Origin of the sequence: Streptomyces sp. R28 (assembly GCF_041052385.1) — a bacterium.
Lineage (GTDB): Bacteria > Actinomycetota > Actinomycetes > Streptomycetales > Streptomycetaceae > Streptomyces.
The window spans coordinates 7,750,862-7,774,808 of the sequence record NZ_CP163439.1; the positions used below are offsets into that span (position 1 = coordinate 7,750,862).

The 23,947-nt window shown below is 70.7% G+C and carries 19 protein-coding genes; 12 read left to right on the forward strand and 7 right to left on the reverse strand.

Features of this window, described 5'->3' with window-relative positions:
- Positions 1–32: 32 nt before the first annotated feature.
- Together AB5J49_RS34860 and AB5J49_RS34865 are read right to left on the reverse strand one after the other, a co-directional pair.
- The gene (locus tag AB5J49_RS34860) at positions 33–302 is read right to left on the reverse strand and encodes an antitoxin (RefSeq protein WP_369172826.1); all 270 of its coding nucleotides are present in this window, start codon (positions 300–302) and stop codon (positions 33–35) included.
- Between the two features lie 24 nt (positions 303–326).
- Positions 327–596 (reverse strand): hypothetical protein, encoded by a 270-nt coding sequence (locus tag AB5J49_RS34865; protein WP_369172827.1) that lies wholly within the window; start codon positions 594–596, stop codon positions 327–329.
- A 182-nt stretch (positions 597–778) separates the two neighbouring features.
- Between AB5J49_RS34865 and miaA the strand changes: the two genes are divergently transcribed.
- The 6 genes from miaA to hflX all read left to right on the forward strand — a co-directional run bounded on the left by miaA (position 779) and on the right by hflX (position 9,564).
- Positions 779–1,717 carry a tRNA (adenosine(37)-N6)-dimethylallyltransferase MiaA gene (miaA, locus tag AB5J49_RS34870; protein WP_369172828.1) on the forward strand — a complete coding sequence of 313 codons (939 nt, stop codon included), beginning with the start codon at positions 779–781 and terminating at the stop codon, positions 1,715–1,717.
- Between the two features lie 108 nt (positions 1,718–1,825).
- Positions 1,826–2,329, forward strand: a complete 504-nt coding sequence (locus tag AB5J49_RS34875; protein WP_369175361.1) for a hypothetical protein — start codon at positions 1,826–1,828, stop codon at positions 2,327–2,329.
- Between the two features lie 103 nt (positions 2,330–2,432).
- Entirely contained in the window at positions 2,433–3,326 is an 894-nt protein-coding gene (dapF, locus tag AB5J49_RS34880) for a diaminopimelate epimerase (RefSeq protein WP_369172829.1), read from the forward strand.
- A 299-nt stretch (positions 3,327–3,625) separates the two neighbouring features.
- Positions 3,626–5,818: a bifunctional (p)ppGpp synthetase/guanosine-3',5'-bis(diphosphate) 3'-pyrophosphohydrolase gene (locus AB5J49_RS34885; RefSeq protein ID WP_369172830.1), complete on the forward strand. Its 2,193-nt coding sequence runs from the start codon at positions 3,626–3,628 to the stop codon at positions 5,816–5,818.
- 441 nt (positions 5,819–6,259) lie between these two features.
- Positions 6,260–7,933, forward strand: a complete 1,674-nt coding sequence (locus AB5J49_RS34890; protein ID WP_369172831.1) for a M1 family aminopeptidase — start codon at positions 6,260–6,262, stop codon at positions 7,931–7,933.
- Between the two features lie 137 nt (positions 7,934–8,070).
- Complete coding sequence (gene hflX / locus AB5J49_RS34895; RefSeq protein WP_369172832.1) at positions 8,071–9,564, forward strand: GTPase HflX; 1,494 nt, start codon at positions 8,071–8,073, stop codon at positions 9,562–9,564.
- Between the two features lie 98 nt (positions 9,565–9,662).
- On the opposite strand, the gene AB5J49_RS34900 is transcribed toward hflX, so the two are convergent.
- From AB5J49_RS34900 to AB5J49_RS34910, 3 genes are all read right to left on the reverse strand, one after another.
- Complete coding sequence (locus tag AB5J49_RS34900; protein ID WP_369172833.1) at positions 9,663–10,880, reverse strand: serine protease; 1,218 nt, start codon at positions 10,878–10,880, stop codon at positions 9,663–9,665.
- Positions 10,881–11,135: 255 nt separating this feature from the next.
- On the reverse strand, positions 11,136–12,356 hold the full coding sequence (locus AB5J49_RS34905; protein ID WP_369172834.1) for a serine protease: 1,221 nt from the start codon (positions 12,354–12,356) through the stop codon (positions 11,136–11,138).
- 242 nt (positions 12,357–12,598) lie between these two features.
- Entirely contained in the window at positions 12,599–13,285 is a 687-nt protein-coding gene (locus AB5J49_RS34910; protein ID WP_369172835.1) for a response regulator transcription factor, read from the reverse strand.
- 461 nt (positions 13,286–13,746) lie between these two features.
- On the opposite strand from AB5J49_RS34910, the gene AB5J49_RS34915 reads away from it, so the two are divergent.
- The 4 genes from AB5J49_RS34915 (at position 13,747) to AB5J49_RS34930 (ending at position 18,991) form a co-directional block, all read left to right on the forward strand.
- On the forward strand, positions 13,747–13,962 hold the full coding sequence (locus AB5J49_RS34915) for a DUF5988 family protein (RefSeq protein ID WP_369172836.1): 216 nt from the start codon (positions 13,747–13,749) through the stop codon (positions 13,960–13,962).
- Entirely contained in the window at positions 13,959–14,846 is an 888-nt protein-coding gene (locus tag AB5J49_RS34920) for an AfsA-related hotdog domain-containing protein (protein WP_369172837.1), read from the forward strand. The genes AB5J49_RS34915 and AB5J49_RS34920 overlap by 4 nt, the downstream gene beginning before the upstream one ends.
- Positions 14,843–15,841: a 3-oxoacyl-ACP synthase III family protein gene (locus AB5J49_RS34925; RefSeq protein WP_369172838.1), complete on the forward strand. Its 999-nt coding sequence runs from the start codon at positions 14,843–14,845 to the stop codon at positions 15,839–15,841. The genes AB5J49_RS34920 and AB5J49_RS34925 overlap by 4 nt, the downstream gene beginning before the upstream one ends.
- Positions 15,842–16,225: 384 nt before the next feature.
- Entirely contained in the window at positions 16,226–18,991 is a 2,766-nt protein-coding gene (locus tag AB5J49_RS34930) for a glucose 1-dehydrogenase (RefSeq protein ID WP_369172839.1), read from the forward strand.
- Positions 18,992–19,083: 92 nt separating this feature from the next.
- On the opposite strand, the gene AB5J49_RS34935 is transcribed toward AB5J49_RS34930, so the two are convergent.
- Complete coding sequence (locus tag AB5J49_RS34935) at positions 19,084–19,683, reverse strand: TetR/AcrR family transcriptional regulator (protein ID WP_369172840.1); 600 nt, start codon at positions 19,681–19,683, stop codon at positions 19,084–19,086.
- Between the two features lie 185 nt (positions 19,684–19,868).
- Between AB5J49_RS34935 and AB5J49_RS34940 the strand changes: the two genes are divergently transcribed.
- Together AB5J49_RS34940 and AB5J49_RS34945 are read left to right on the forward strand one after the other, a co-directional pair.
- Positions 19,869–21,026 carry a serine hydrolase domain-containing protein gene (locus AB5J49_RS34940; RefSeq protein ID WP_369172841.1) on the forward strand — a complete coding sequence of 386 codons (1,158 nt, stop codon included), beginning with the start codon at positions 19,869–19,871 and terminating at the stop codon, positions 21,024–21,026.
- A 191-nt stretch (positions 21,027–21,217) separates the two neighbouring features.
- Complete coding sequence (locus AB5J49_RS34945; RefSeq protein ID WP_369172842.1) at positions 21,218–22,699, forward strand: long-chain fatty acid--CoA ligase; 1,482 nt, start codon at positions 21,218–21,220, stop codon at positions 22,697–22,699.
- Positions 22,700–22,874: 175 nt separating this feature from the next.
- Here AB5J49_RS34945 and AB5J49_RS34950 read toward each other — a convergent pair whose 3' ends face one another.
- Positions 22,875–23,921 carry a hypothetical protein gene (locus tag AB5J49_RS34950; protein ID WP_369172843.1) on the reverse strand — a complete coding sequence of 349 codons (1,047 nt, stop codon included), beginning with the start codon at positions 23,919–23,921 and terminating at the stop codon, positions 22,875–22,877.
- Between the last annotated feature and the right edge of the window lie 26 nt (positions 23,922–23,947).

Here is a 23,947-nt window from a genome sequence, read left to right on the forward strand (position 1 = left end):
TCAAGCTCCGCGGCCGACCGTCGATGTGCCGTTCAGGTCGTCGGCGGGGGTGCGTTCGGCGGCGGTGTGCTGCTGCCCGTCGCCGTGTGGTCGCCCTTGTGCGCGAGCCGGTCCATGGCGCCCTTGGCCTTGCCCGTACCCGTGTGGATCTTGTTGCTGTACTTGCCCTTGGTCTTCTCGTCGACGAACTTCTCAGCCTTGTCGAGGCCGTGTTGCACCTTGTCCTCGTGCCGCTGCGCGAAGTCGAAGACCTTGTCCTTGGCCGGGGCGAGTTTGACCTTCAAATTGTGCATCAGACCCATGCTTCACCTTCCCGCGCGGGGCAGTTACGTGCGGGCGCCTTCATCGGCCTCACGGTCGGCCGCCTCGTCGGCGGACTGCTGCTTGGGGATCTCGACGCCCTCGTCGGTATCGGCCTCGACGGGTCCCGCCGCCGTCGGCTGGGCCTCGTCCTCAACCTGGGCCTCGGCCGACCCCTTCGCCTCTGCCGCCTCCTCCGCCGCGGGCTCGGCCGTTGGTGTGTCGGCCTGCGCCTCGGCGGTTGACGCCTCCTCCGTAGCCTTCGACCTCCGGAGAAGTCGTGCGAAAACGCCCATATCCACTCCATACGTTACTCGTGCGGGCGAAATCCCGCGTCGTCCGGTGCGTCCGTTTGCGTCGCCCCGTCGCCGCCCCTGCGAAACCGGCGGCGAAAACCTCGCAACTGGCAACGACCCCGCGCGCGTGCCGTCACGTAACTCGTTCGAGGCCACCCTGTGAGGTTTGCGAGACTGGGGCGGTGAGTAGCGCACGTTCCACCCCCCGAGTCATCGCCGTCGTCGGACCGACCGCAGCCGGAAAGTCCGATCTGGGCGTGTTCCTGGCCCAGCGGCTCGGCGGCGAGGTCGTCAACGCCGACTCCATGCAGCTCTACCGAGGGATGGACATCGGCACCGCCAAGCTGACGCCCGAGGAGCGCGCCGGTGTCCCGCACCACCTGCTGGACATCTGGGACGTGACGGTCACGGCGTCCGTCGCCGAGTACCAGCGGCTCGCGCGGGAGCGGATCGACGCACTGCTGGCCGAGGGGCGCTGGCCGATCCTGGTCGGCGGCTCGGGGCTGTACGTCCGAGGGGCCGTCGACAACCTGGAGTTCCCCGGCACCGACCCCGAGGTCAGGGCCCGGCTGGAGGAGGAGCTCGCGCTGCGCGGCTCCGGGGCGCTGCACGCCCGCCTGGCCGCCGCCGACCCCGAGGCCGCGCGGGCGATCCTGCCCAGCAACGGGCGCCGTATCGTCCGGGCCCTCGAGGTGATCGAGATCACCGGCCAGCCTTTCACCGCCAACCTCCCCGGCCACGACTCGGTCTACGACACCGTCCAGATCGGCGTCGACGTGGCCCGTCCCGAGCTGGATGAGCGCATCGCGCGCCGGGTCGACCGGATGTGGGACGCCGGGCTCGTGGAAGAGGTCCGCGCGCTGGAGTCGCAAGGGTTGCGCGAGGGGCGTACGGCCTCGCGGGCGCTCGGGTACCAGCAGGTGCTCGGGGCGCTCGCCGGGGAGTGCACCCTCGCAGAGGCGCGCGCCGAGACCGTACGTGCCACCAAGCGCTTCGCGCGCCGCCAGGATTCATGGTTCAGGCGCGACCCGCGGGTGCACTGGCTGAGTGGGGCTGCGGCGGATCTCACAGAACTTCCGCATCTCGCACTGGCGTTGGTCGAACGACCGGTTACAGCCTGATCACGTGATGGCATCGGGACGCTCCGGCCGCCGTCCGGGCCTCCGACGCCATGCCATCATCGAGCTTCGATCGACCAAGTGGAGTCCGAGTTGGGAGGGCGCGTGGCGATGGAGGCCGGCCCTCGCGACACCGCACAAGGTACCGAGAACGCCACCACCGACCGGGGCGAAGGGGAGCAGGACGGCGACCGTCTGAGCCCCGACGGGCCCGACGAAGCGGAAGGCGGCGTCACCGACGACGGCCCCGAGCCCGAGGAGATGTACGCGAGCGGCCCGGAGGTCGAGGTCGAGCTGCGTCCGCAGCGCCGACTGCGCATCTGGCAGCTCGCGCCCATCGTGTCGCTGGCCGCGGTCGGCTCCCTGATGTTCGCGTTCCCGCTGGCCTTCGACTTCGGCGACAGCGGGGCCGTGATCGCCATGCTGGGGCTCCTGATCTGCTCCTGCGCGGCCGGCTGGGGCATGATGGCCGCCCGCCGGGTGGGCTACACCTGGCCCGGCCTGCCGCCGCGGGGCGCCGGGCGCAGAGCGGACTGGCGGGTCGTGGTGGCCTACGCCCTGCTCGTGGCCGCGGTGGTCGTGCTCGCCGTGTGGCGCGTGGCCCGGCTGCGCTGACCTTCCCGCGCGCGTGGAGTCGGCTTGTCGGCCACGCGCGCGTGCGCTGTCGTACGACTCCGCACACGCATGGCTTGTCGTACCGACCCCTTACGATCGAGGTATGAGCACGCGGATCGCCTTCCTCAAGGGTCACGGCACCGAGAACGACTTCGTGATCGTCCCGGACCCCGAGAACACCATCGACCTGCCCCCGGCCGCCGTCGCCGCCCTGTGCGACCGCCGCGCGGGCATCGGCGGTGACGGACTGCTGCATGTGGTGCGGTCCGCGGCGCACCCCGAGGCCAAGGACATGGCGGCCGAGGCCGAGTGGTTCATGGACTACCGCAACGGCGACGGCTCGGTCGCGGAGATGTGCGGCAACGGCGTGCGCGTGTTCGCGCGCTACCTCCAGCGGGCCGGACACGCCGCCGAGGGCGACCTCGCGGTCGCCACGCGCGGGGGCGTGAAGACCGTGCACATCGCCAAGACCGCATCCGACAGCGGATCCGCCGCGGGTGACGTCACGGTCGGCATGGGCAAGGCGCTGCTCCCCGAAGGGGATGTCACGGTCAGCGTCGGCGAGCGCAGCTGGCCCGCGCGCAACGTGAACATGGGCAACCCGCACGCCGTCGCCTTCGTGGACGAACTCGCACACGCCGGTGACCTGCACTCCCCGCCGCCGTTCAGCCCTGCCTCCGCCTACCCGGACGGGGTCAACGTCGAGTTCGTGGTCGACCGCGGGCCCCGGCATGTCGCCCTGCGTGTGCACGAGCGTGGTGCCGGCGAGACCCGTTCGTGCGGCACGGGCGCGTGCGCCGTCGCCGTGGCCGCCGCGCGGCGGGACGGCGCCGATCCGACGGTCACCGGTACCCCCGCGACGTACACCGTCGATGTGCCGGGCGGCACCCTGGTGATCACCGAGCGGGCGGACGGCGAGATCGAGATGACCGGCCCCGCGGTGATCGTCGCCGAAGGCGAGATCGACGCGGACTGGCTGGAAAACGCGGTCCGTTGAGGGACGGGGCGTCTTGGTATCCCAGCCTCGATCGCTCCGCTGCCTGTCACCGGCCCCTTCCAGGGGTAGGGACGCGTTCGAAATCATGACCGGTCGCCTGTCAGGTGGCGCAAAATCGTAAACCTGTGAACCCTCGCTCGAATGGGTGATCCGTTTCACGCTCGGCGAGAGGCGGTCAGTCGCACGTGATGGGCTCGGTAGCATCAAGCACCGGCCCGGACGGGGGAGATGTCGCCATCCCCTGAGCCGTGTCCGCCATGGGGCACCCCGTCCGCCGGTCCACGCAGCCGGAGGTGCCCATGAGTGCGGAGGCAACGAATTCCGCGACGCCAGGCCCGGTAGCAGGCCCTGTGACGCCCACGGTGTCCCGCAGGAAGGCCCGCGCCCGGATCGATCTGCGCCGCCTCGGCCGGGCCGCGCTGCTCGGCCCCGCCTCACGCGGCCGGCTGCCCGATGCCATCAGCCATGTCGTCGACGCCCACCGTGCCCACCATCCCGACGCCGACCTCGAACCGCTGCGCCGCGCCTATGTGCTGGCCGAGTCCTCGCACCGCGGCCAGATGCGCAAGAGCGGCGAGCCGTACATCACGCATCCGCTGGCGGTGACCCTGATCCTCGCCGAACTCGGCGCGGAGACTACGACCTTGACGGCATCTCTGCTCCACGACACGGTCGAGGACACCGATGTGACGCTCGATCAGGTCGGCGACCAGTTCGGCGCGGAGGTCCGCTTCCTCGTCGACGGCGTGACGAAGCTGGAGAAGGTCGACTACGGCGCCGCCGCCGAGCCGGAGACCTTCCGCAAGATGCTCGTGGCCACCGGCAACGACGTCCGTGTGATGTCGATCAAACTCGCCGACCGGCTGCACAACATGCGCACCCTCGGGGTGATGCGCCCCGAGAAACAGGCCCGCATCGCCAAGGTGACCCGCGACGTCCTCATCCCGCTCGCCGAACGGCTCGGCGTCCAGGCGCTCAAGACCGAGCTGGAAGACCTGGTCTTCGCGATCCTGCACCCGGACGAGTACGAGCACACACGGGAGTTGATCGTCGACAACGCCTCCCGCGCCGACGATCCGCTCGCCGAGATGGCCGACGCGACGCGCAAGGTCCTGCGCGAAGCCGACATCCAGGCCGAAGTCCTCATCCGGCCACGGCACTTCGTGTCCGTGCACCGTGTGTCCCGCAAGCGCGGCCGGCTGCGCGGTGCCGACTTCGGACGTCTGCTGGTGCTGGTGAACGAGGACGCGGACTGTTACGGCGTCCTCGGCGAACTGCACACCTGTATGACGCCCGTCGTCTCGGAGTTCAAGGACTTCATCGCCGTCCCCAAGTTCAACCTGTACCAGTCACTGCACACCGCCGTCGCCCGCGAGGACGGCCAGGTCACCGAAGTCCTCATCCGTACCCACCAGATGCACAAGGTCGCCGAGGCCGGTGTCGTCGCGCTCGGCAATCCCTACGCTCCTCCTTCGGAGGAGCAGGCCGCTTCGAGTGACGGCGAGCGCGCCGACCCCACGCGCCCCGGCTGGCTGTCCCGGCTCCTCGACTGGCAGGAGGCCGCGCCCGACCCGGACACCTTCTGGTCCACGCTGCGCGAGGACCTCGCCCAGGACCGCGAGATCACCGTCTTCCGGCCCGACGGCGGCACCCTGGGCCTGCCCGAGGGCGCGACCTGTGTGGACGCGGCGTACGCGCAGTACGGCGAGGACGCGCACGCGTGCATCGGCGCCCGCGTCAACGGCCGCCTGGCGACGCTCAGCACAGTTCTGCGGGACGGGGACACCGTCCAGCTCCTCATGGGCCAGGACCCGGCCTCGGAGCCCTCCAGGGAGTGGCTGGAGCACGCCCACACGGCCGCCGCCCGGATCGCCATCCAGCGGTGGCTGGCCGCCCATCCCGCGCAGGGCGACGCGGCCGGGGCCGAGGAGACCGGGGTGCTCTTCCGGCCCACAGTGGACGGTTCGGCGGGCCAGGAGGCCCTCGCGGATGGACAGGGCGTCCGCCCTGTCGTCGAGGGGCCGGCCGGCCGCCCCGCCACCGCCGACGTCCTCGTCGACCGGCCGGGCGCGACCGTACGCCTCGCCGGCTGCTGCACCCCCGTACCGCCCGACGAGGTAACCGGGTTCTCCGTGCGCGGGGGAGTGGTGACCGTCCACCGCGCCGAGTGCGCCGCGGTGGCGCGTATGAAGAGCGCGGGGCGCGCGGAGATCGGCGTGCGCTGGGGGGACACCACCGAGTGCCGGGTCACCCTGGTCGCCGAATCGTTCGTCCGCCCGCACCTGCTGGCCGACCTGACGGAAGCGATGGCCCTGGAGGGCGCCGAAATCGTCTCGGCGACGGTCGAGCCCCCGACCCAGCAGCGCGTGCGCCACACCTACACGGTCCAACTCCCGGACGCGGCATTGCTCCCGGGGCTGATGCGGGCGATGCGGAACGTGGCCGGCGTGTATGACGTGAGCAGGGCGCAGCCGCAGACGCAGGGGGCGTGAGGCGGCGTCGCCTACGACGCCGGACTCGCCCTCGGCGCGGCCGGTGGTGGCGATGCGGGGGCGCGGGGTTTCGCGCCGGGTGCGTGGGCGCGTGGGTGCGTGGCTGGGCGCGTGAGATGCGTTATGCGCGGGGCGCGCGGTACGTGAAACGAGCCGCGCAGGGCGGGTCCGGCACGGGTGACGGGCGCCGGATGCGCGCACGCGAGCCCGCCCCGGGGGGAGTCGGAAGGGCGTGGCCTGCGGGAGACGTGCTGGTCCGGGGCGCCGGTGCCAGCGAGGCAGGGCACACTCGAGCGCGGGCGAGTATCGACGCGTCAGCCCTCACCCTCACCCCGTCCCCCAAACGACTGCACCCTTCCACCACCCACCCGACACCCTCGTTCGAGTGTGCCGGTCGCGCGTCGTCGACACCGCGCACGCGCGCGCTGATAGCCGTGGTGCATGCTGCTCACCCCCCGCACCGAGGCCCAGCGACCAGTCCCTGGCGCTCCTCGCCCACGTCCCCGAACCCGTCGGCGTCTCAAGGCCCCCGCGCTGTTCGCCCTCGCCCTCTCGTCCTGCCTGCTCGCCGCGAGCGCCCCTGCCGAACCCCTGGGTGTCGGCGACCGCCTCTTCCCGCACCTGGGCAACCCCGGCTACGACGTGGCGTCGTACGACCTCTCCTTCACCTATGCCGGCACCAACACCAAGCCCCTCAAGGCCGTCACCACGATCAACGCCTGGGCCACCACGGACCTGGAACGCTTCAATCTGGACTTCGCCCACGGCAAGGTCGAGTCCGTCGAGGTCGACGGGGAGCCCGCGTCGTTCAGGAGCGCCGGTGAGGACCTCGTGGTCACGCCCGAGGAGTCGTTGCCCGAGGGCAGCTGGATGCAGGTCACCGTGCGGCACACCAGCGACCCCAAGTACGGCGAGAGCCGGGACGGTGGCTGGGTGCGGACGGCTGACGGCCTCGCCATGGCCAACCAGGCCGACGCCGCCCACGTCGTGTTCCCGTGCAACGACCACCCCTCCGACAAGGCGATGTTCACCATCCGGGTCACCGCGCCCAACGGCTACACCGCCGTCGCCAACGGCCTGCGGACCGACGTGGACCGCGCGGGCAAGGCGACGACCTGGACGTACCGCACGCGGCACCCCATGGCCACCGAGCTCGCCCAGGTGTCCATCGGCCGTTCCACGGTGCTGCACCGCACCGGCCCGCACGACCTGCCCGTACGGGACGTCGTGCCCGCCAAGGACCGTGAGCAACTCGAACCGTGGCTGAAGAAGACCCCCGGCCAGATCGCCTGGATGGAGCGGAAGGTCGGGCGGTACCCCTTCGAGACGTACGGCCTGCTGATGGCGGAGGCCGCCACCGGCTTCGAACTCGAGACCCAGACGCTCTCTCTCTTCGAGAAAGAGCTCTTCACCGAGTCGGCCTTCCCGAAGTGGTACATCGAGTCGATCATGGTGCACGAGCTGGCGCACCAGTGGTTCGGCGACAGCGTCAGCCCGCGCACCTGGTCCGACCTGTGGCTCAGCGAGGGGCACGCCACCTGGTACGAGGCTCTGTACGCGGCGGAGAAGGCGGGCCGGCCGATGGAGGCGCGGATGAAGGCCGCGTACGCCGCCTCCGACCGCTGGCGGGTGGCCGGCGGACCGCCCGCCGCCCCCAAGGCGGGCCCTCCCGGCAAGAAGAACAGCATCTTCCGGCCGAACGTCTATGACGGCGCTGCACTGGTCCTGTACGCCCTCCGCCAGGAGATCGGCGCCCCGGCCTTCGAGCGTCTGGAACGCGCCTGGGTGAGCCGCCACCAGGACGGTGCCGCCACGACCGCGGACTTCGTCGCGCTCGCGGAGGAGATCTCCGGACGCCACCTCGACGGGTTCCTGCATGCCTGGCTGTACGGGAAGAAGACCCCGCCGATGCCCGGTCAGCCGGAGTGGAAGTCCGTGGACCCCGACAAGGCGCCCGCGAAGAACGCCGCCGCGAAGAAGGCCACCGCGAAGAAGAGCACCGTCAAGAAGGCGACTGCCAAGAACGCGACTGCCAAGAAGAGCACCGTGAAGCACGCCACCGTGAAGAAGGCGTCCGTGAAGAAGAGCACCGTGAAGAACGCCACCGCGAAATAAGGCGGTGACGAGACGGCCGTGCCGTGCGACCATTTTCGGGTCGGCGCGGCACGGGTTCGCGGGAATCTCCCGGGGCACTCGTGCGTTGAGACCAGTGACGGCGCCGCAGACGGATTCCCCATCGACGTAAGGACCCAATGACCTCCTCTTCTTCCTTTTCCCAGGACACGCAGCGCTTCGCGCACACCAATCCCGAGGGTCTTCGGGCCGATGCCCTGATGGAAGAGGACGTCGCCTGGAGCCACGAGATCGACGGAGAGCGGGACGGCGACCAGTTCGACCGCTCCGAGCGCGCGGCTCTGCGCCGTGTGGCAGGCCTCTCCACCGAGCTCGAGGACGTCACCGAGGTCGAGTACCGCCAGCTCCGCCTGGAGCGGGTCGTGCTCGTCGGCGTCTGGACCACGGGGACCGCGCAGGACGCGGACAACTCCCTGGCCGAGCTCGCCGCCCTCGCGGAGACCGCGGGCGCGCTCGTGCTCGACGGCGTGATCCAGCGCCGCGACAAGCCGGACGCGGCCACCTTCATCGGTTCCGGCAAGGCCCTGGAGCTGCGCGACATCGTCGTCGAGTCCGGCGCCGACACCGTCATCTGCGACGGCGAGCTCAGCCCCGGCCAGCTCATCGCCCTCGAAGACGTCGTCAAGGTCAAGGTCATCGACCGTACGGCCCTGATTCTCGACATCTTCGCCCAGCACGCCAAGTCCCGAGAGGGCAAGGCGCAGGTCGCGCTCGCGCAGATGCAGTACATGCTGCCGAGGCTGCGGGGCTGGGGTCAGTCGCTGTCCCGGCAGATGGGCGGCGGCAAGGGCGGCGGCCTCGCCACCCGTGGTCCCGGTGAGACCAAGATCGAGACGGACCGGCGACGGATCCGCGAGAAGATGGCGAAGATGCGCCGGGAGATCGCGGACATGAAGACAGGCCGCGAGATCAAGCGCCAGGAGCGCAAGCGCCACAAGGTGCCGTCGGTCGCCATCGCGGGCTACACCAACGCCGGCAAGTCCTCGCTGCTCAACCGCCTCACCGGCGCGGGCGTGCTGGTCGAGAACGCCCTGTTCGCGACCCTCGACCCGACCGTGCGCCGGGCCGAGACCCCGGGCGGACGGCTGTACACGCTGGCCGACACGGTCGGCTTCGTACGGCACCTGCCGCACCACCTGGTCGAGGCGTTCCGCTCCACCATGGAGGAGGTCGGCGAGTCCGACCTGATCCTGCACGTGGTGGACGGCTCGCACCCGGCCCCGGAGGAGCAGCTGGCCGCCGTGCGCGAGGTGATCAGGGACGTCGGCGCGACCGACGTACCGGAGATCGTCGTGATCAACAAGGCGGACGCGGCCGACCCGCTGACGCTGCAGCGGCTCATGCGGATCGAGAAGCGTTCCATCGCCGTCTCGGCCCGCACCGGCATGGGCATCGACGAGCTGCTCGCGCTGATCGACAACGAGCTGCCCCGCCCGTCCGTCGAGGTCGAGGCGCTCGTGCCGTACACGCACGGAAAGCTGGTCGCGCGCGCCCACACCGAGGGCGAGGTGATCTCCGAGGAGCACACCCCGGAGGGCACGCTGCTCAAGGTGCGGGTGCACGAGGAGCTGGCGGCGGATCTCGTGCCGTACGTTCCGGCGGCGACCGCCTGAGTCGTCGCAGCGCGGCGGCTCGTGTGGCCGTAGAACTGCCGAAAGGCCCGCCCCCTGTCGCAGGGGGCGGGCCTTTCGTATGGGTCAGTGTGCGGGGATCATCGGCCGCCGTACGTCCTGCTCATGTACTGGTACACCGTCTCGGCATCCGCGCCCAGCTGCGGGCCCGCGAGCCAGGTGTTGTCCTGCGGGCCGATCGATGTGTTCGACACGAGCGTGGTCTCGCCGTTCATTACCCGGAACCAGCCGCCGCCCGACGAACCGCCGGTCATGGTGCAGCCGATGCGGTACATCGTCGGCAGAGCCGGGCTCAGCGCCAGGCGGCCCGGACGGTCGAGGCACTTGAACATCTGCAGACCGTTGTACGGCGGTGCCGCCGGGTAGCCCCAGGCGCCCATCGTGGCGACCTCGCTCGCGGACGGAGCGGAGAAGTCGACGTCCAGGGCGCCCGTGGTCTCCTCCAGGGACTTCGCGCCGGCCTCCGGCTTCACATGCAGCACGGCGTAGTCGTACGCGGCACCCGCACCGCCCGTGTCCGAGCCGCCCTGGATCCACTCGTTCGACGTCGAGACCCAGTCGGCCCACCAGTTGCCGTAGGGAGCGATCTCGGTGGCCGTCGCGTTGCCCAGCTGCGCCTCGGACTTGCCGAGGTCGTTGTAGGCCGGGACGAAGAGGATGTTGCGGTACCAGCCGCCGCTCCGGCCGGCGTGCACGCAGTGGCCGGCCGTCCAGACGAGGTTGGACTTGCCGGGGTGGTTGACGTCCTTGACGACCGTGCCGGAGCACACGGCCGGGCCGTCGGAGGTGTCGAAGAAGACCTTGCCGACGGGTGCCGCGTTGTCGTGGTACGGCGTCTTCTCGGCTGTGGCCTGCACGGGGGCCGGCTCCGGGTCGCTCACGCCCTGGCCGGCCGAGGCGTCCTGCGTGGTGACCGTCTTGTTGGCCTCCTTCGCGGACTGCATCCGGTCAGGCTTCCACAGGCCCTCGATCACCGGGTTGACGAAGTCCTTGGCCTCGCTGAGCCACTTGTCCTTGTCCCAGTCCTTCCAGGCCCCGTCCTTCCACTTGTCGATGTCGATCCCGTGTTCCTTGAGCTTGTCCGCGAGCTCGGCCGGGATCTGGATCTTTCCGTCACCGGCGGCGTCGGCGGCGTCGGCGGCCTGCGAGGCGGCGGTCTCGGCCCGGTCGCTCGCCGAGTCCCCGGTCGAGCCGCCACAGGCGGTCGCGGTCAGCGCCAGCGCGGCGACGAGCCCGGTGGCGGCGAGGACGGAGCGCCGCCCGCGGCGTGGAGCTGCGGGCACAGGTGTGGAACGCATGGTGCGATGACCCCCGTTGAAGCGTGCTGATGCTGTGGCGCCTTGATGGCAGGTGCGTGTCGCGGAGGGGCTCTGCGCTCATGGGCGCGAGCCCCTCGGGGGCGACACCCCACTATGCCCGTGGAGTTGAGGCCGAACGGCGGTGAGGCGGTGAAGGTTTCTCCCTCACCCCCCACCGCCACACCGCAGCCGGTGCCTACGGTGCCGTCACCGACCAGCGTCCGGTGAACGTCACTGTCCGGCGCCCCGTGAACGTCACTGACCGGCGAACTTCTCGCTCACCCCGTCGAACACGTCCTTGGCTTCCTCACCCAGCCGCGGACCCGCAAGCCAGCCCGAATCCACCGGGCCGATCGAGGTGTTGGACACCAGCGCCGGCTTGCCGTCCGAGCCCGTCGTGACCCAGCCACCACCGGACGAACCGCCGGTCATGGTGCAGCCGATGCGGTACATCGTCGGGGCCGACGTGTTGATCGACAGTCGGCCAGGCTTGTCCTGGCACTGGAACAGCTTCTGGCCGTCGAACGGCGCGGCGGCCGGGTAGCCGATCGCCTTGAGGCCGGCCACCTCGGGGACCGCGGGGGCGTTGAAGTCCACGGGGAGCGCCGAACCGACCATCTCCTCCAGGGACTTGCCGTTGCTGCCCTCCTCCGGCTTCACATGCAGCACGGCGAAGTCGTACGGGGCGCCGTCCCCGCCCGTCGGCCCGCCCTGCGCGATCCACTGGTCCGACGTCTGCGCCCAGTCGGCCCACCACACGCCGTACGGAGCGACCTGTTCCCTGGTCGCGCCCTCCAACTCGGCCGATCCCATGGCCTTGTCGTTGTACGACGGCACGAACGCGATGTTGCGGTACCAGCCGCCGCTCTTGCCCGCGTGCACACAGTGGCCCGCCGTCCACACCATGTTGGACTTGCCGGGGTTGGCCGGGTCCTGCACGACCGTCGCCGAACAGACCATCGTGCCCTCGGGGGAGTCGAAGAACACCTTGCCCGCCTCGGGGGCGTTGGCGTGGTACGCGGGCGCCACGGCCTGTGCGTCCACCGGCTCCGGCGTCGGGTCGGTCACGCCCTGGTCACCGGAGAGGTCGCTGTCGTCGACACCCCGGTCCGGGTCCTCGGCCTCCCGCATCCGGTCCGGGTCCCACAGGCCCTCAATGATCGGATTGATGTAGTCCTTCGCCTCGCGGAGCCAGTCGTCCTTGTCCCAGTTCTTCCAGTCGCCGCCCTTCCACTTGTCGATGTCGATCCCGTGCTCTTTGAGCTTGTCCTTGATGTCGTCCGGGATCGTGATCTTGCCTTCACCTCCGGCCGCCGCGGACGCGGTGGCCTGGGCGTCCGCATCGGCGTCGCCCGACTCGCAGGCCGTGGCGGTGAGGGCCAGCGCCGCGGCAAGCGCGACCACGGGCAGCGGGGAGGTTCTGCGGCGCGCGCTCCCTCCCCGGCGAGCGGTGAACGACGGCCGTATCGATCGCATGATCTGACTCCCCTGGGGTGACGGTGCTTGGTGCTGTGGCCGTGAACTCCCGCTGATTGCTTGCTGATCGCTTGCGGATCGGGCGTGAGGGCACAGCGCGTTGGAACGGCATCACACACTATGCGGTCGCTGCGGGGGAGCGCCGACGGAACGGCAACGGTTTCGCTACGGGCTGTCTGACCTGGCGAATCATCCAGATCGGGGGGGGTGCGTGGCGGCGGCGTGTGTGCACTGGTTCCGAACTACTCGGCGGGGGTGACCGCTCGGTAGCCGACCCCGCGCACGGTCTCGATGAGCGCGGGCATGCGGAGCTTGGCGCGCAGGGACGCGATGTGCGTTCCCAGGGTGTTCCCGGTCCCCTCCCCGCCGGCGCGCCACACTTCGCCCATGATCTGTTCTCGGGTGACGACCACGCCGGGGCGCCGTGCCAGCAGGGCCAGGAGATCGAATTCCTTGGGAGTCAGCTGGATGAACGAGTTGTCCACGCTGACCTGACGCGTGGGCAGATCGATGATCACCGAGCCGAGATACAGCACGGTCCTGACCCGCTCCACGGCGTCCGCGGAGGCGGTGCGTCGGATGACGGCGTGGATGCGTGCGAGCAGCTCTCCTGTGTCGTACGGCTTCACCACGTAGTCGGCGGCACCGAGGTTGAGGCCGTGGATGCGGGAACGTACCTCTCCGCGTGTGCTGACCATGATGATCGGGGTGGTGATGCGCTTGCGGATCTCGCCGCAGACCTCGTAGCCGTCCATGTCGGGCAACCCCAGGTCGAGGAGGACGAGGTCGAAGCCGGCATCTCTCGAAGCGAGCGCGTCCAGAGCCTCCCCGCCACTTCGTGCGTACGTGACGCGGAAGCCGTGCCGTGCAAGGACCGGGGCGAGAGTGGCGACTTGGCGGCTGTCGTCCTCGACGAGCAGCAGGTTCAAATCAGCCTCCGGTTCATCGGCCGCGGGGTCAAGAGGGGTTCTGGTAGCGCGCGGGCCCGCTGTCGCGTCAGGTACTGAGTGACGCCAGAGGTGGCTGATGCGCCTGACGCACACGGCTTCCCTCTCGGTGCCACCGCGGTGATCGCCCCTCCGTGCGGTGCACCTGAGCAGCGTTCACGCTCCCGGATCCGTCCGACGTCGTTTCCGTACAGCCCCGTGCGCGCTTCTGTGCGGGGGTGTGCGAGAGGGCGGAACTGTGTGAACTCGGCGCAAGCATATGCCGCTTGCGTTCCCTTTCTCGCGGTCGGCGGCTGCTGTTTGACTGCCGCATCGCGGGCCTGTCCTCGCGCCGGCTGGTGCAGGAGGACTGACTGGCGGAGGGCTGCCTGACACAGGGCTGCCTGACACAGGCCGCCCGACACACGACTGCCCGAAAAGGGCTGCTGACAAAGGGGAACGACGTGGATAACGGACCGTTAGTCGCGCTGGAAGGCGGACCCGAAGGGCTGCCGAGTGTGTGCAGGGTCGAGGACGCGGTGCTCGCCGATCGCGAGCGGGTGGTGATCGCGTACTGCGGTCGTAACGAGCACTTCGCACGGACAGGGGAGACCCGCCGTCTGGCGGACGGCGAGGTGCCGCTCTTCCGCTGGTCGTACGGCACGGTGATCGCCGAATGAGCGCGGGGGAGAGCGTCGCGGGCGACGTCGTGCACGTGGTCGCCGACCGTTTCGGCGGCTTCGCCGGCAACGCCGACGTGATCACACTCGGCGCGCTGCGGCGAGCGCTGGCGTCCGCGGAGTTCGCCGAGTCCAGGGGCCGGGTCCCCGCCGTGCTGGCTCCCGGCCAGGGCATCGACGCGCGACAGTGGGCGGAGCTCACGGCACAAGTCCGGCGGCGAGGACTGCCCCAGGGGCCTCACCTGACTTCCGGCCCCGCCGAACCGGCGGATCCCGCAGAGGTGTTGAAGCTTCGCCGGCCGAACGTACTGCTGTCGGAGGTACGGGAGGATGGGCCTCTGCGCTACGCCGCGGATCTGGTCGTCACCGACGGCACCGAGATGATCCTGGACCACACGGCGGAGCGTCAGCACCTGCCCGGGCTGCTGCTGATGGAGGCGTGCTGCCAGATGATCATCGCGGTGACGCGGCGGTTCCTCGTCGGCCACGGGCACGAGCACTACGCGGTCATGCAGCACTTCGACATCGACTTCCGCCGATTCGTGTTCCCGCTCTCCGCCGAACTGGTGCTGTCCATCGACGCGTACGGCGACGAATCGGCAGGTCATGACGGTCGCGGCGCACGGCATGACAGCCGCGGCACAGGACATGACGGTCGCGACACGGGACATGACGGGCGCGACGCAGGAGCCGACTGCGACCGGATGCCGTTCGAGGTGACGATCGACATCGTCCAGGGCGCGAAGACCTGCGCTCGCGCGCACTGGCGGTACCGAGCGTTTCGGCCCGCGACCGTCTTCGCCGCCGAGGCCCGGCAAGCGGCCGCGGCGCTGACCGCGGCAACCTCGCACACCCTCAGTCACGTTTCGGAGGTCATGCCATGACCCGCCACTTACCCTTCGGCATCATCGGAACCGGGGCCTACCTGCCCGCGCACACGCTCACCAACGACGAGGTCGCCGTTCACTTCGGCAAGCCCGGTCAATGGGTTCACGACAGGACGGGCATCGCCGGCCGACGTGTCGCCGCTCCGGGCGAGACGGTGACGCAGATGGCCGCGGCGGCAGCCGAAAAGGCGCTGGCCGCCGCCGGTGTCCCCGCGGACCGCGTCGCCCTCATCCTGGCGACCTCCTCCACTCCGGGCCAGTTCGCGCCCGGCATCGCCTGCGGCGTCCAGGGCGTACTCGGCGCCGTACGCGCCACCGCCATGGACGTGAACGCGGCCTGCGCCGGCTTCTCCACGGCCGCCCACACCGCACTGGCCTTCCTTTCCGGCGATCTGACCCGGGGGCCCGTTCTGGTGGTGGCCGCCGAACGGTACTCGACGCACCTGGACTACACGGACCGCCGTACCGCAGCGCTCTTCGGTGACGGCGCCGGCGCGGTGGTGATGGACGCGGTCCCCTCCTCCTACGGCTTCCTGCACTCCGCCATCGGCTCCGACGGCAGCAAGGCGGACTACGTCAGGATCGTGCTGCACGAGGGCCGTTCCCGGGATCCGTACACCGTCGTCATGGACGGACGCTCGACCCGGGCCTTCATTGAGGAACGGTTGCCCCGGACCCTGGACGAGGCCCTGGCCGCCACGGGGTTGTCGCTCGGCGACATCGACCTCATCGTCCCCCACCAGGCCAACGTCCACCTGGTCAGGCGGGTACTGACGGAAGCCGGAGCCGCCGCCGGGCAGATCTTCATGACCGGTCAGGACTACGGCAACACCGGCGCCGCATCGGTCCCCATCACCCTGGACGCGGCACACGCCGCAGGCCGGTTGCACGACGGCGCGTGCGTCCTGCTGACCTCCATCGGCGCGGGCATGACCTGGGGCACGGCCATCCTGCGCTGGCAGGGCGCCGCCCAGGCCTCGTCGGCCGGGTGAGGCCGAGGAACTCGACCGTGCGGGCCCACGATCACACGATGCGGGGCGTGGTGGCCGACGGAGCACCGTCGGAGCCCCGCTGCCCGTGCTCGCACAACTCACGGCGCCCGCCCTGCTGCTGAGGGCCTGCGTGGCGGCGACGCGTGGATTGCGCCGGGCCGGCAGTCGTCACGCGCCGGGCCGGCAGTCGGGCACGCGCTGGGCTGACGGTCGTCTCGCGCCGGGTCGGCAGCCCTCGTACCCGGCCACGCCCTCCCGCGACGCGTCGACCGCGCCGGTCGGCAGCCACCCGCGCCAGCGCCACCCCCCCTCGAATGGGGCGCACACCTCAGCCCGGCCCCGTCACCCGATGAGCCGCCGCCCCCCCCCGCCCAGGAGCCGCCGATGTCCCACTCGTCCCCGCACGACAAGCCGACCGCCCTCCAAAAGCATCTGCACGGCACGCGACTCACCCATCTCGCCGAACTCGACACGCTCCTGAACCAGCCGGAGTTCACCGGCGACGAGCCCGCCACCGCTGCCGAGCGGTACCAGCGGACGTACGACAGGCTGGGCGCCCTCGGACGGCACGAGGGCGGGGCGCTGTCGCTCGCCGGCGATCCCGCCCGGTTGCAGTCCGTGCTGGCGTGGGCCGCGGCCGCCGACCCGGCGCTGTTCCACGCCGCGGCCGTGCACTTCGGTGTGTGTACCGCGACCGTCGTGGAACTCGGCCCTCCCGGCCCGTATCTCACCGATCTGCTGGGCGAGTTGGACCGGGGACAGGCGTTCGGCACGATCCTGATCACCGAACTCGGCCGCGGCAACAGCCACCTCGCCCCGGGCACCCAGGCGCGCTTCCACCCCGGGTCCCGGTCCTTCACCCTGCACACCCCCGAGCCCGGCGCCGCGAAGATCATGGCGAACGTCGCGGCGCCCGGCGTCCCCAAGACCGCGATCGTCTACGCCGAGCTCCTCGTCGGCGATCGCCCGTGCGGTGTCTTCCCGTTCGCTGTGCGGGTGCGCACGACGGCCGGTCCGGGCCGGGGTATACGGATCCGGGCACTCCCCGGCGTACGGGCGGTACCGCTGGACTACGCCCTGGTCACCTTCGACGGCGCGCCGGTGCCGTACGACGGCTGGCTGCGCGACAGCGCGAGCATCACCGACAGCGGACGGTTCGTGGATCCGCTCGCCGATCGTGACCGGCGGCTCGTACGCTCGACGGTCTTCTCCGCTAACGCCTCGATGGGTGCGGCCGTGGGGTGCGTCTCGGCCGCCTCGGCCTGTATGACCGCGGCCCTGCGGTACGCCGGGCAGAGGGTCACCGCGGGCCGGCTCGCCCCGGGCATCGGCGTCCTCGGCTACAGCTCACAGCAGAGCGCCCTGTACTCGGCCCTGGCCCACACCTACGCGGCCGGCTTCCTGGTGGAACGCGCCAAGTCCTGGTACCTGGAGCGGACTTCCTCCCCCGATGTCACGGAAGCCACCGCCGCGCCGACCTGGGCCCCCTGGGCCTCGGTCCACCGCGGGCTCGCACTGGCCAAGGTGGCCGCCACGCGGGCCCTGGAAGAGGCGGGCTCGACCTGCCGGACGCGCAGTGGAGCGCAGGGGCTGCTCACCGGGAACCGGGTGGTGGAGTACGAGGGCCTCGCGCAGGTCTATCAGGCCGCCGCCGGGGACAACCTGCTCATCCGCATGGACGCCGGCAAGTCCCTGGCCCAGGATGCCGATCACCGGCCGCAGGCGGGGCGTACCGGCCGCGGGAGCTCGCGCGCGGACCCCGAGGACGCGGCGACGGTGCGGGAATTGGCCGCCGCCCGGGAGGCCGGTCTGCTGATCGCGCTGCGCGGGCGGCTGGCTGAACGCGACACCGGGGCCGCGACCCCGCTGGAGGTGTGGAACCCGCTGCTCGACCGGGCCGCGAGCCTTGCCGACGCCCACCTGACGAGCCTCGTGCTCGACGCGTTCGAGGAGGCCGTGCGCAGCGCCCGGGACAGCAGGACGGCCGAGCCGCTGCGCGCGCTCCAGACCCTGTACGGCCTTGACGTGCTGGAGCGGGACCTGGCCTGGCACCTGGAGTCCGGCACGCTCACCGCCGCCGACGCGGCCCGCATCCACACCGCACGGGAAGCGGCCGTAACGCGTGTGCACCGCCATGCCCCGGCCCTGGTCGAGGCACTGGCCGTCCCCCCGGCCCGCTTGCACGCACCCATGGCCGAACGGGACTACATCGCCGCCCTCGTCCCCGCGGGACCGAGAGGCGGACCGGAACCGACCCGGACGAGCACTGTCCGGCCCATCGATGAGGAGACCTCCCCGACCACCCGTACCTCCCCGACCACCCGTACCTCCCCGGCCGCTCTGTTCAGCCTCGAGAACAAGACCGCCTTCGTGACCGGCGCCTCGCGCGGCTTCGGCCGGGAGATCGCCCTGGCTTACGCGGAGGCCGGCGCCGACGTCGCGCTTCTCGCCCGCGGCACCGACGACCTGGAGAAGGTCGCGGCCGAGATCGAGACCCTGGGCCGTAACGCCCTCGTGCTGTCCTGCGACGTGTCCAACGCCGGGCAGATCGCCCGCGCGGCGAGCGACGCCCTCGCCGAGTTCGGGCACGTGGACATCGTCGTCAACAACGCGGCCACCGTCGACTGCGCCGGGCCCTTCCTGGACCTCACGTTCCAGGACTGGGTCCACACCAGCCGCGTCAACCTCGAATCCATGCTGCACGTCTGCTACGCCCTGGGCCCCCAGTTGATCCGGCAGGGCAGCGGCTCGTTGATCAACGTCGCCTCCATCGCCGGCACCTCGGGCTTCCCGTTCCTGTCCTTCTACGGGGCGACGAAGGCGGCCATGATCTCCTTCACCCGGTCGCTGGCCGCCGAGTGGGCCCGCTCCGGCGTACGGGTCAACGCCCTCACGCCGGGCTGGCACGCCACGGAGCTGACCAGCAAGTTCCTCGACGACCCGGACATCTCGGAGGGAATCGTCCGGCAGATCCCGACCGGACGCTGGGGCGAACCCGACGAGATCGTCGGCGCCGCCGTCTACCTGGCGAGCGATGCCTCCAAGAACACCACCGGCAGCTGCCTGACCGTGGACGGCGGCCAGACCGCGTTCACGGGTGGCTCTGCCATGACCGACATGCTCAAACTCGGCCGGGTCAGCAGTACCTGAAGCCCGGCTCGGTCAGTGGGCCGTCGGGCCGTCGGGCCATCGGGCCATCGGGTCAGCCGGTCAGCCTGTCAGCCGGTCAGCCGGTCAGGCGGTCAGGCGGAAGGGCGGTCAAGGAGGCGGATGGCGAAGTCGAGCGCGCGGTCGGCCCGCTCCCGGTCCCCGGAGACGAGGAGGTCGAGCTGGAGGCCTCGCACCTGGGCGAGCAGGAGTGTGGCCAGGGCGGCGCTGTCCTCGGCAGGCCAACCGTCCCGCGCGAGGCGGTCGGTCAGGACGGCGATCCAGTCCTCGACGATCGACTGCGCGAGATCCCGGTGCCCGTCGGGCTTCCAGCCGTGGTGGCCGACGAGTTCGAAGAGCAGCAGGAACTGCCGCTGCTGCTTCGGCTCGCACAGCTGCTTCCACACGGTTTTGACGAGTTCGGCCGTCGAGTGCGCTTCGCCGGACTCAGCGTCCGAGGTCAGCTGCGCGGCCAGATCCGTCCGGATGTTCTCCAGGACGGCCATGATCAGCTCGTCCTTCGAGGAGAAGTGCCGCAGCAGCGTCGCATGCGTGACCCCGAGCGCCTGGGCCACCGGCCGCAAGGACAGGTCGGTGACGCCGTGCTCCAGGACGTACTCGGTCGCCGCGGCCAGCAGCTCCGGGCGCCGGTGCTGGAAACGCAGGCTGCGTCCGTCGACGCGGGGAGAACTCATCGCGACCTTCTCTCGCTCTGCGCGAACGGAAAATTAAGCGTACCACTTGGTTGTCCTAACCGACTGGTACTGCTACTTTTCCAGTACCCCACCTGGGGCCTTCATCCCCCGGGGCCTCCCAGCATCAACCGCCGGTGCCGCCCGGCGACCGAGGCAGGATCGCCCGCTTCGACTGAAGGACGACCATGACTGATCAGCAGGGCTTGACCATGGCTGACCTCGGCCTGTTCACCGGCGCGCCGCAGCATGACCACTTCTGCCGGATGCAGGACCTCCTCAGCGCCCGAGAGATGGCCCCGGCCGCGCAGCCGTACGTCTGGCCGGAGGGGGAGGCGATCGACCTGCCGGAGACGTACGTCTTCGACGGCGTCCCACGGTCGAGCAAGGAGTTCCTGGCCGACACGGACACCGCGGCACTGCTCGTGCTCGTCGACGGAGTCGTCCGGCACGAGAGCTACTTCCTGACCGGCGGACCGGATGTGCAGTGGCTGTCCATGTCGGTGGCCAAGAGCTTCGTCTCCGCGCTCGTCGGCATCGCGGTCGCTGAGGGGCACATCGCCGGCATCGACGAGCCGATCAGCTCCTACGTGCCGGTGCAGCCCGGCTCCGCGTACGACGGCGTCTCCATCAAGGACGTACTCCAGATGTCCTCCGGCGCCCGCTGGAACGAGGACTACAGCGACATGTCCTCCGACGTCTTCCAGCTCAGCGCCGCCACGATGGGCATCGGCGGCACCCTCGACGACTTCGTCGCCCGCATGGTGCGCGAGAGCGAGCCCGCCACCGTCTGCCGTTACAACTCCGGCGAGACCCAGGCGCTGGGTGCCCTGGTGGCCCGGGCGACCGGCCGCTCGGTCGCCGAGTACATGCGGGAGAAGCTGTGCGAGCCGCTCGGCATGACGTCGGCGGGCTACTGGCTGCTCGACCCCGCCGGGACGGAGTTCGCCTTCGGCGGGCTCAATCTGACCGCCCGCGACTACGCCAGGATCGGCGAGCTGTACCGGCGCGGTGGCAAGTGGCTGGGCCGGCAGATCGTGCCGGCCGAGTGGGTGCGCGACTCGGTCACGGTGACCGCGCCCCACCTGAAGCCCGGTCGGCCCGTGGTCGGCGGGCACCACCTCGGCCTGGGCTACGGCTACCAGTGGTGGATCCCCGACGGGGACTGCGGGGAGTTCACCGCGATCGGCGTGTACAACCAGTTCGTCTACGTCGACCCGGCCGCCCGCACCACCATCGTGAAGCTGTCCGCCAACCGCCGGTACGGGACCTCCAGCGAGGAGTCCACCAACCGCGAGGTGGAGACCCTCGCCTTCCTGCGCGCGATCGCCCGGCACGACCACTGATCCCGGCACCGGGCCGACCGCGGGCACGAGTAACGACCTGCCCGGGCGCGAGTACGAGTACGACCTGCGCGGGCGCGGGCGCGGGCACGAGTACGGCCCGGCGGGGCGTGGGTACGACACCGCACGCAAGAACCGACCCGTTGAACCGCGGCCCGCGACATCCCGGGCCGCCCCACCCAGGAAGTGTGGTCATGCCGAACCTGGCGCACAACGTCGTACTGGCCGCTGCCCGGCACCCCCACCGCCCGGCCCTGCGCCTGGGCGAGCGGATCTGGACGTACCGCGAGGTGGACGTGCTGTCCGCGCGGGTCGCGGCGGCGCTGACCGCCGACGGGCTGCGCCCCGGCGACCGGGTGGGGCTGATGCTGCCGAACGTGCCCGCCTTCGTCGTCCTCTACTACGGCATCCTGCGCGCCGGAGGCACCGTCGTGCCGATCAACCCGCTGTTCAAGGCCCGCGAAGTGGAGTACTACCTCGCCGACTCCGGCGCCGACCGCCTGTTCGTGGTGGACCAGGCCATGGAGGCGGCCGAACCCGCAGCGCGCGCCACCGGCGCCCGCCTCGTCCGTGTCGACCCGACGGACGTGACCACGGTGGCGGGAGCACACGAACCGCTGCCGACGGTCTGCGACCGGGACGACGGCGCGACCGCCGCCATCTTCTACACCTCGGGCACCACCGGCCGCCCCAAGGGCGCCGAGCTCACCCACCACAACCTCATCCGCAACGTCGACGTCGTCACCCGGCTCTTCGACCTCACCGAACGGGACGTGGTGCTGGGCTGTCTGCCGCTCTTCCACATCTTCGGCCAGGGCTGCGCGATGAACACCGCCCTCAAACAGGGCGCCTGCCTCGTACTGATCCCCCGCTTCGACCCGGGCGAGGTGCTGCGCGCGGTCGCCCGGCACCGGGTGACGGTCTTCGAAGGCGTCCCGACCATGTACGCCGCCCTGCTGGCGCACCCGGAGGACACGGACACCTCGTCCCTGCGGCTGTGCGTCTCCGGCGGCGCCTCGCTGCCCGTTCCGGTGCTGCACGGCTTCGAGAAGCGGTTCGACTGCGCGGTCCTGGAAGGCTTCGGCATGTCCGAGTGCTCCCCGGTCGTCTCCTTCAACCACCCCGACCGGCCCCGCAAGCCCGGCTCGGTCGGCACACCCGTCGAAGGCGTCGAGGTCCGCGTCCTCGCCCCCGACGGCACACCGGTGCCCCGTGGCGAGACCGGGGAACTCGCCGTACGCGGCCACAACGTGATGAAGGGCTACTGGAACCGTCCCGACGCCACGGCGGAGACCGTCCCGGACGGCTGGCTGCGCACCGGCGACCTCGTCCGGGAGGACGAGGACGGCTATCTCTTCGTCGTCGACCGCAAGAAGGACATGATCATCCGGGGCGGCTACAACATCTACCCCCGAGAGATCGAAGAAGTCCTCTACGAACACCCCGACGTGCTGGAGGCCGCAGTCCTGGGCATCCCGCACGACACCCTCGGCGAGGACGTCGCCGTCGCCGTCGTGCTCCGGCCCGGCGCCGAGCAACGGCCCGACGAACTCCGCCGGTTCGTCAAGGACCGCGTGGCGCCGTACAAGTACCCGCGCCACATCCACTACCTCGACACCCTGCCCAAGGGCCCCAGCGGCAAGATCCTCAAACGGGAGATCGACGTCCCCCGCTGACCCTGCGGCTCTCTCCGTCACGCACCTGCCACGCGCCGACACACAGCGTCTGGGCAAGGTGCTGCCCTGGCATCCGCGCCTGCGGGAACGCCTTGCTCCGCCTGCCCCGGATCAACGTGGCCCCGGGCATCCCCCGGTATGCATCCCCGGTACCGGGGCCACGCGGCCGGCTTCCTCAGCGACGGCGTTCCGGCCAGTCCGTCATCCGGAAGACACCCAGCATGTCGTCATCCCGTTTGCCCGCCGCCGAGAAGGACGCCTCCACGCCGACCCATCCCCGGAAGGCTCCCGAGTCGTCGAGGACCTGCAGCATCGGCTTCACATGCGAGTTGCCCCGGTAGCACGCGGAGGGCTCGCTGGGAGCCAGGCACGTGCACCAGTGCCAGTACGTGTCGCGGCGATCGTGGACGCCCACCCGCGTCAGGTAGTACTGGATGGACGTGTCCCCCGAGGCCTGCCCGCACCCGCGTCCGCAGGCGCCCTCCTTCGGAGGCTGCAGGTACGTCATGCAGTACGTGGCACTGCCACCGCACAGGGTGAAGAGCCGCTGCTCGAACGGTCCCTCTTTCCTGGGCTGGGGCTTGCCGTGTTCCCAGGAGTCCAACTCGAGCCGGATCGACCGCCCGTGGTTCCGTACCGTCTCCATCGCCCGGCGCTCGGTGAGCGGGGCATTGCTCCCGTAGCCATATCCCGCCGTCGCCTTCGTCGAGTACAGGAACTCCAGGCGCGCGATTCCCGGCCCCGACCACACCCTCCACTTCTCCGTCCACGGCGCATCCGTGCCCCACTTGATCCACACTGTGCGGGCCTGCTCACCGTTGACCTGGTCGGTGGCCAGCCGATAGACGCCCGCTCGCTGCTCGGGTGCGCTGCCGCCGAAGCCCTCGACGGTCATGACCGGACACCGCCGCACCCCTGGGGGGCTCGCCTTCTCACCGGGAGCGCAGTCCGTGCCCGGGGTGGTGCCCGAGGAGACCCGCCTGGCCGGGTTCCGCTGGTTCCAGAAGTAGCTCCGCGCCGACACCGTGCCGGAGCCGGCATCGAACCGGTACCAGCCAAGACGCACCCAGTTCCGCGGAGATGCACCCGTGAGGAACCCGGTGGACACGACGAAGTTCGACTTTCCGCCCGGCAGATCGGCGGGCGCCGCAGCCTGTACCGGTGCCACCACGGCCAGGGCCAGCACCAGCGGCAGCAGCAACATCCGTAGCTTTCTGATCATGCTGACGACCATGTCTCCATCCACAC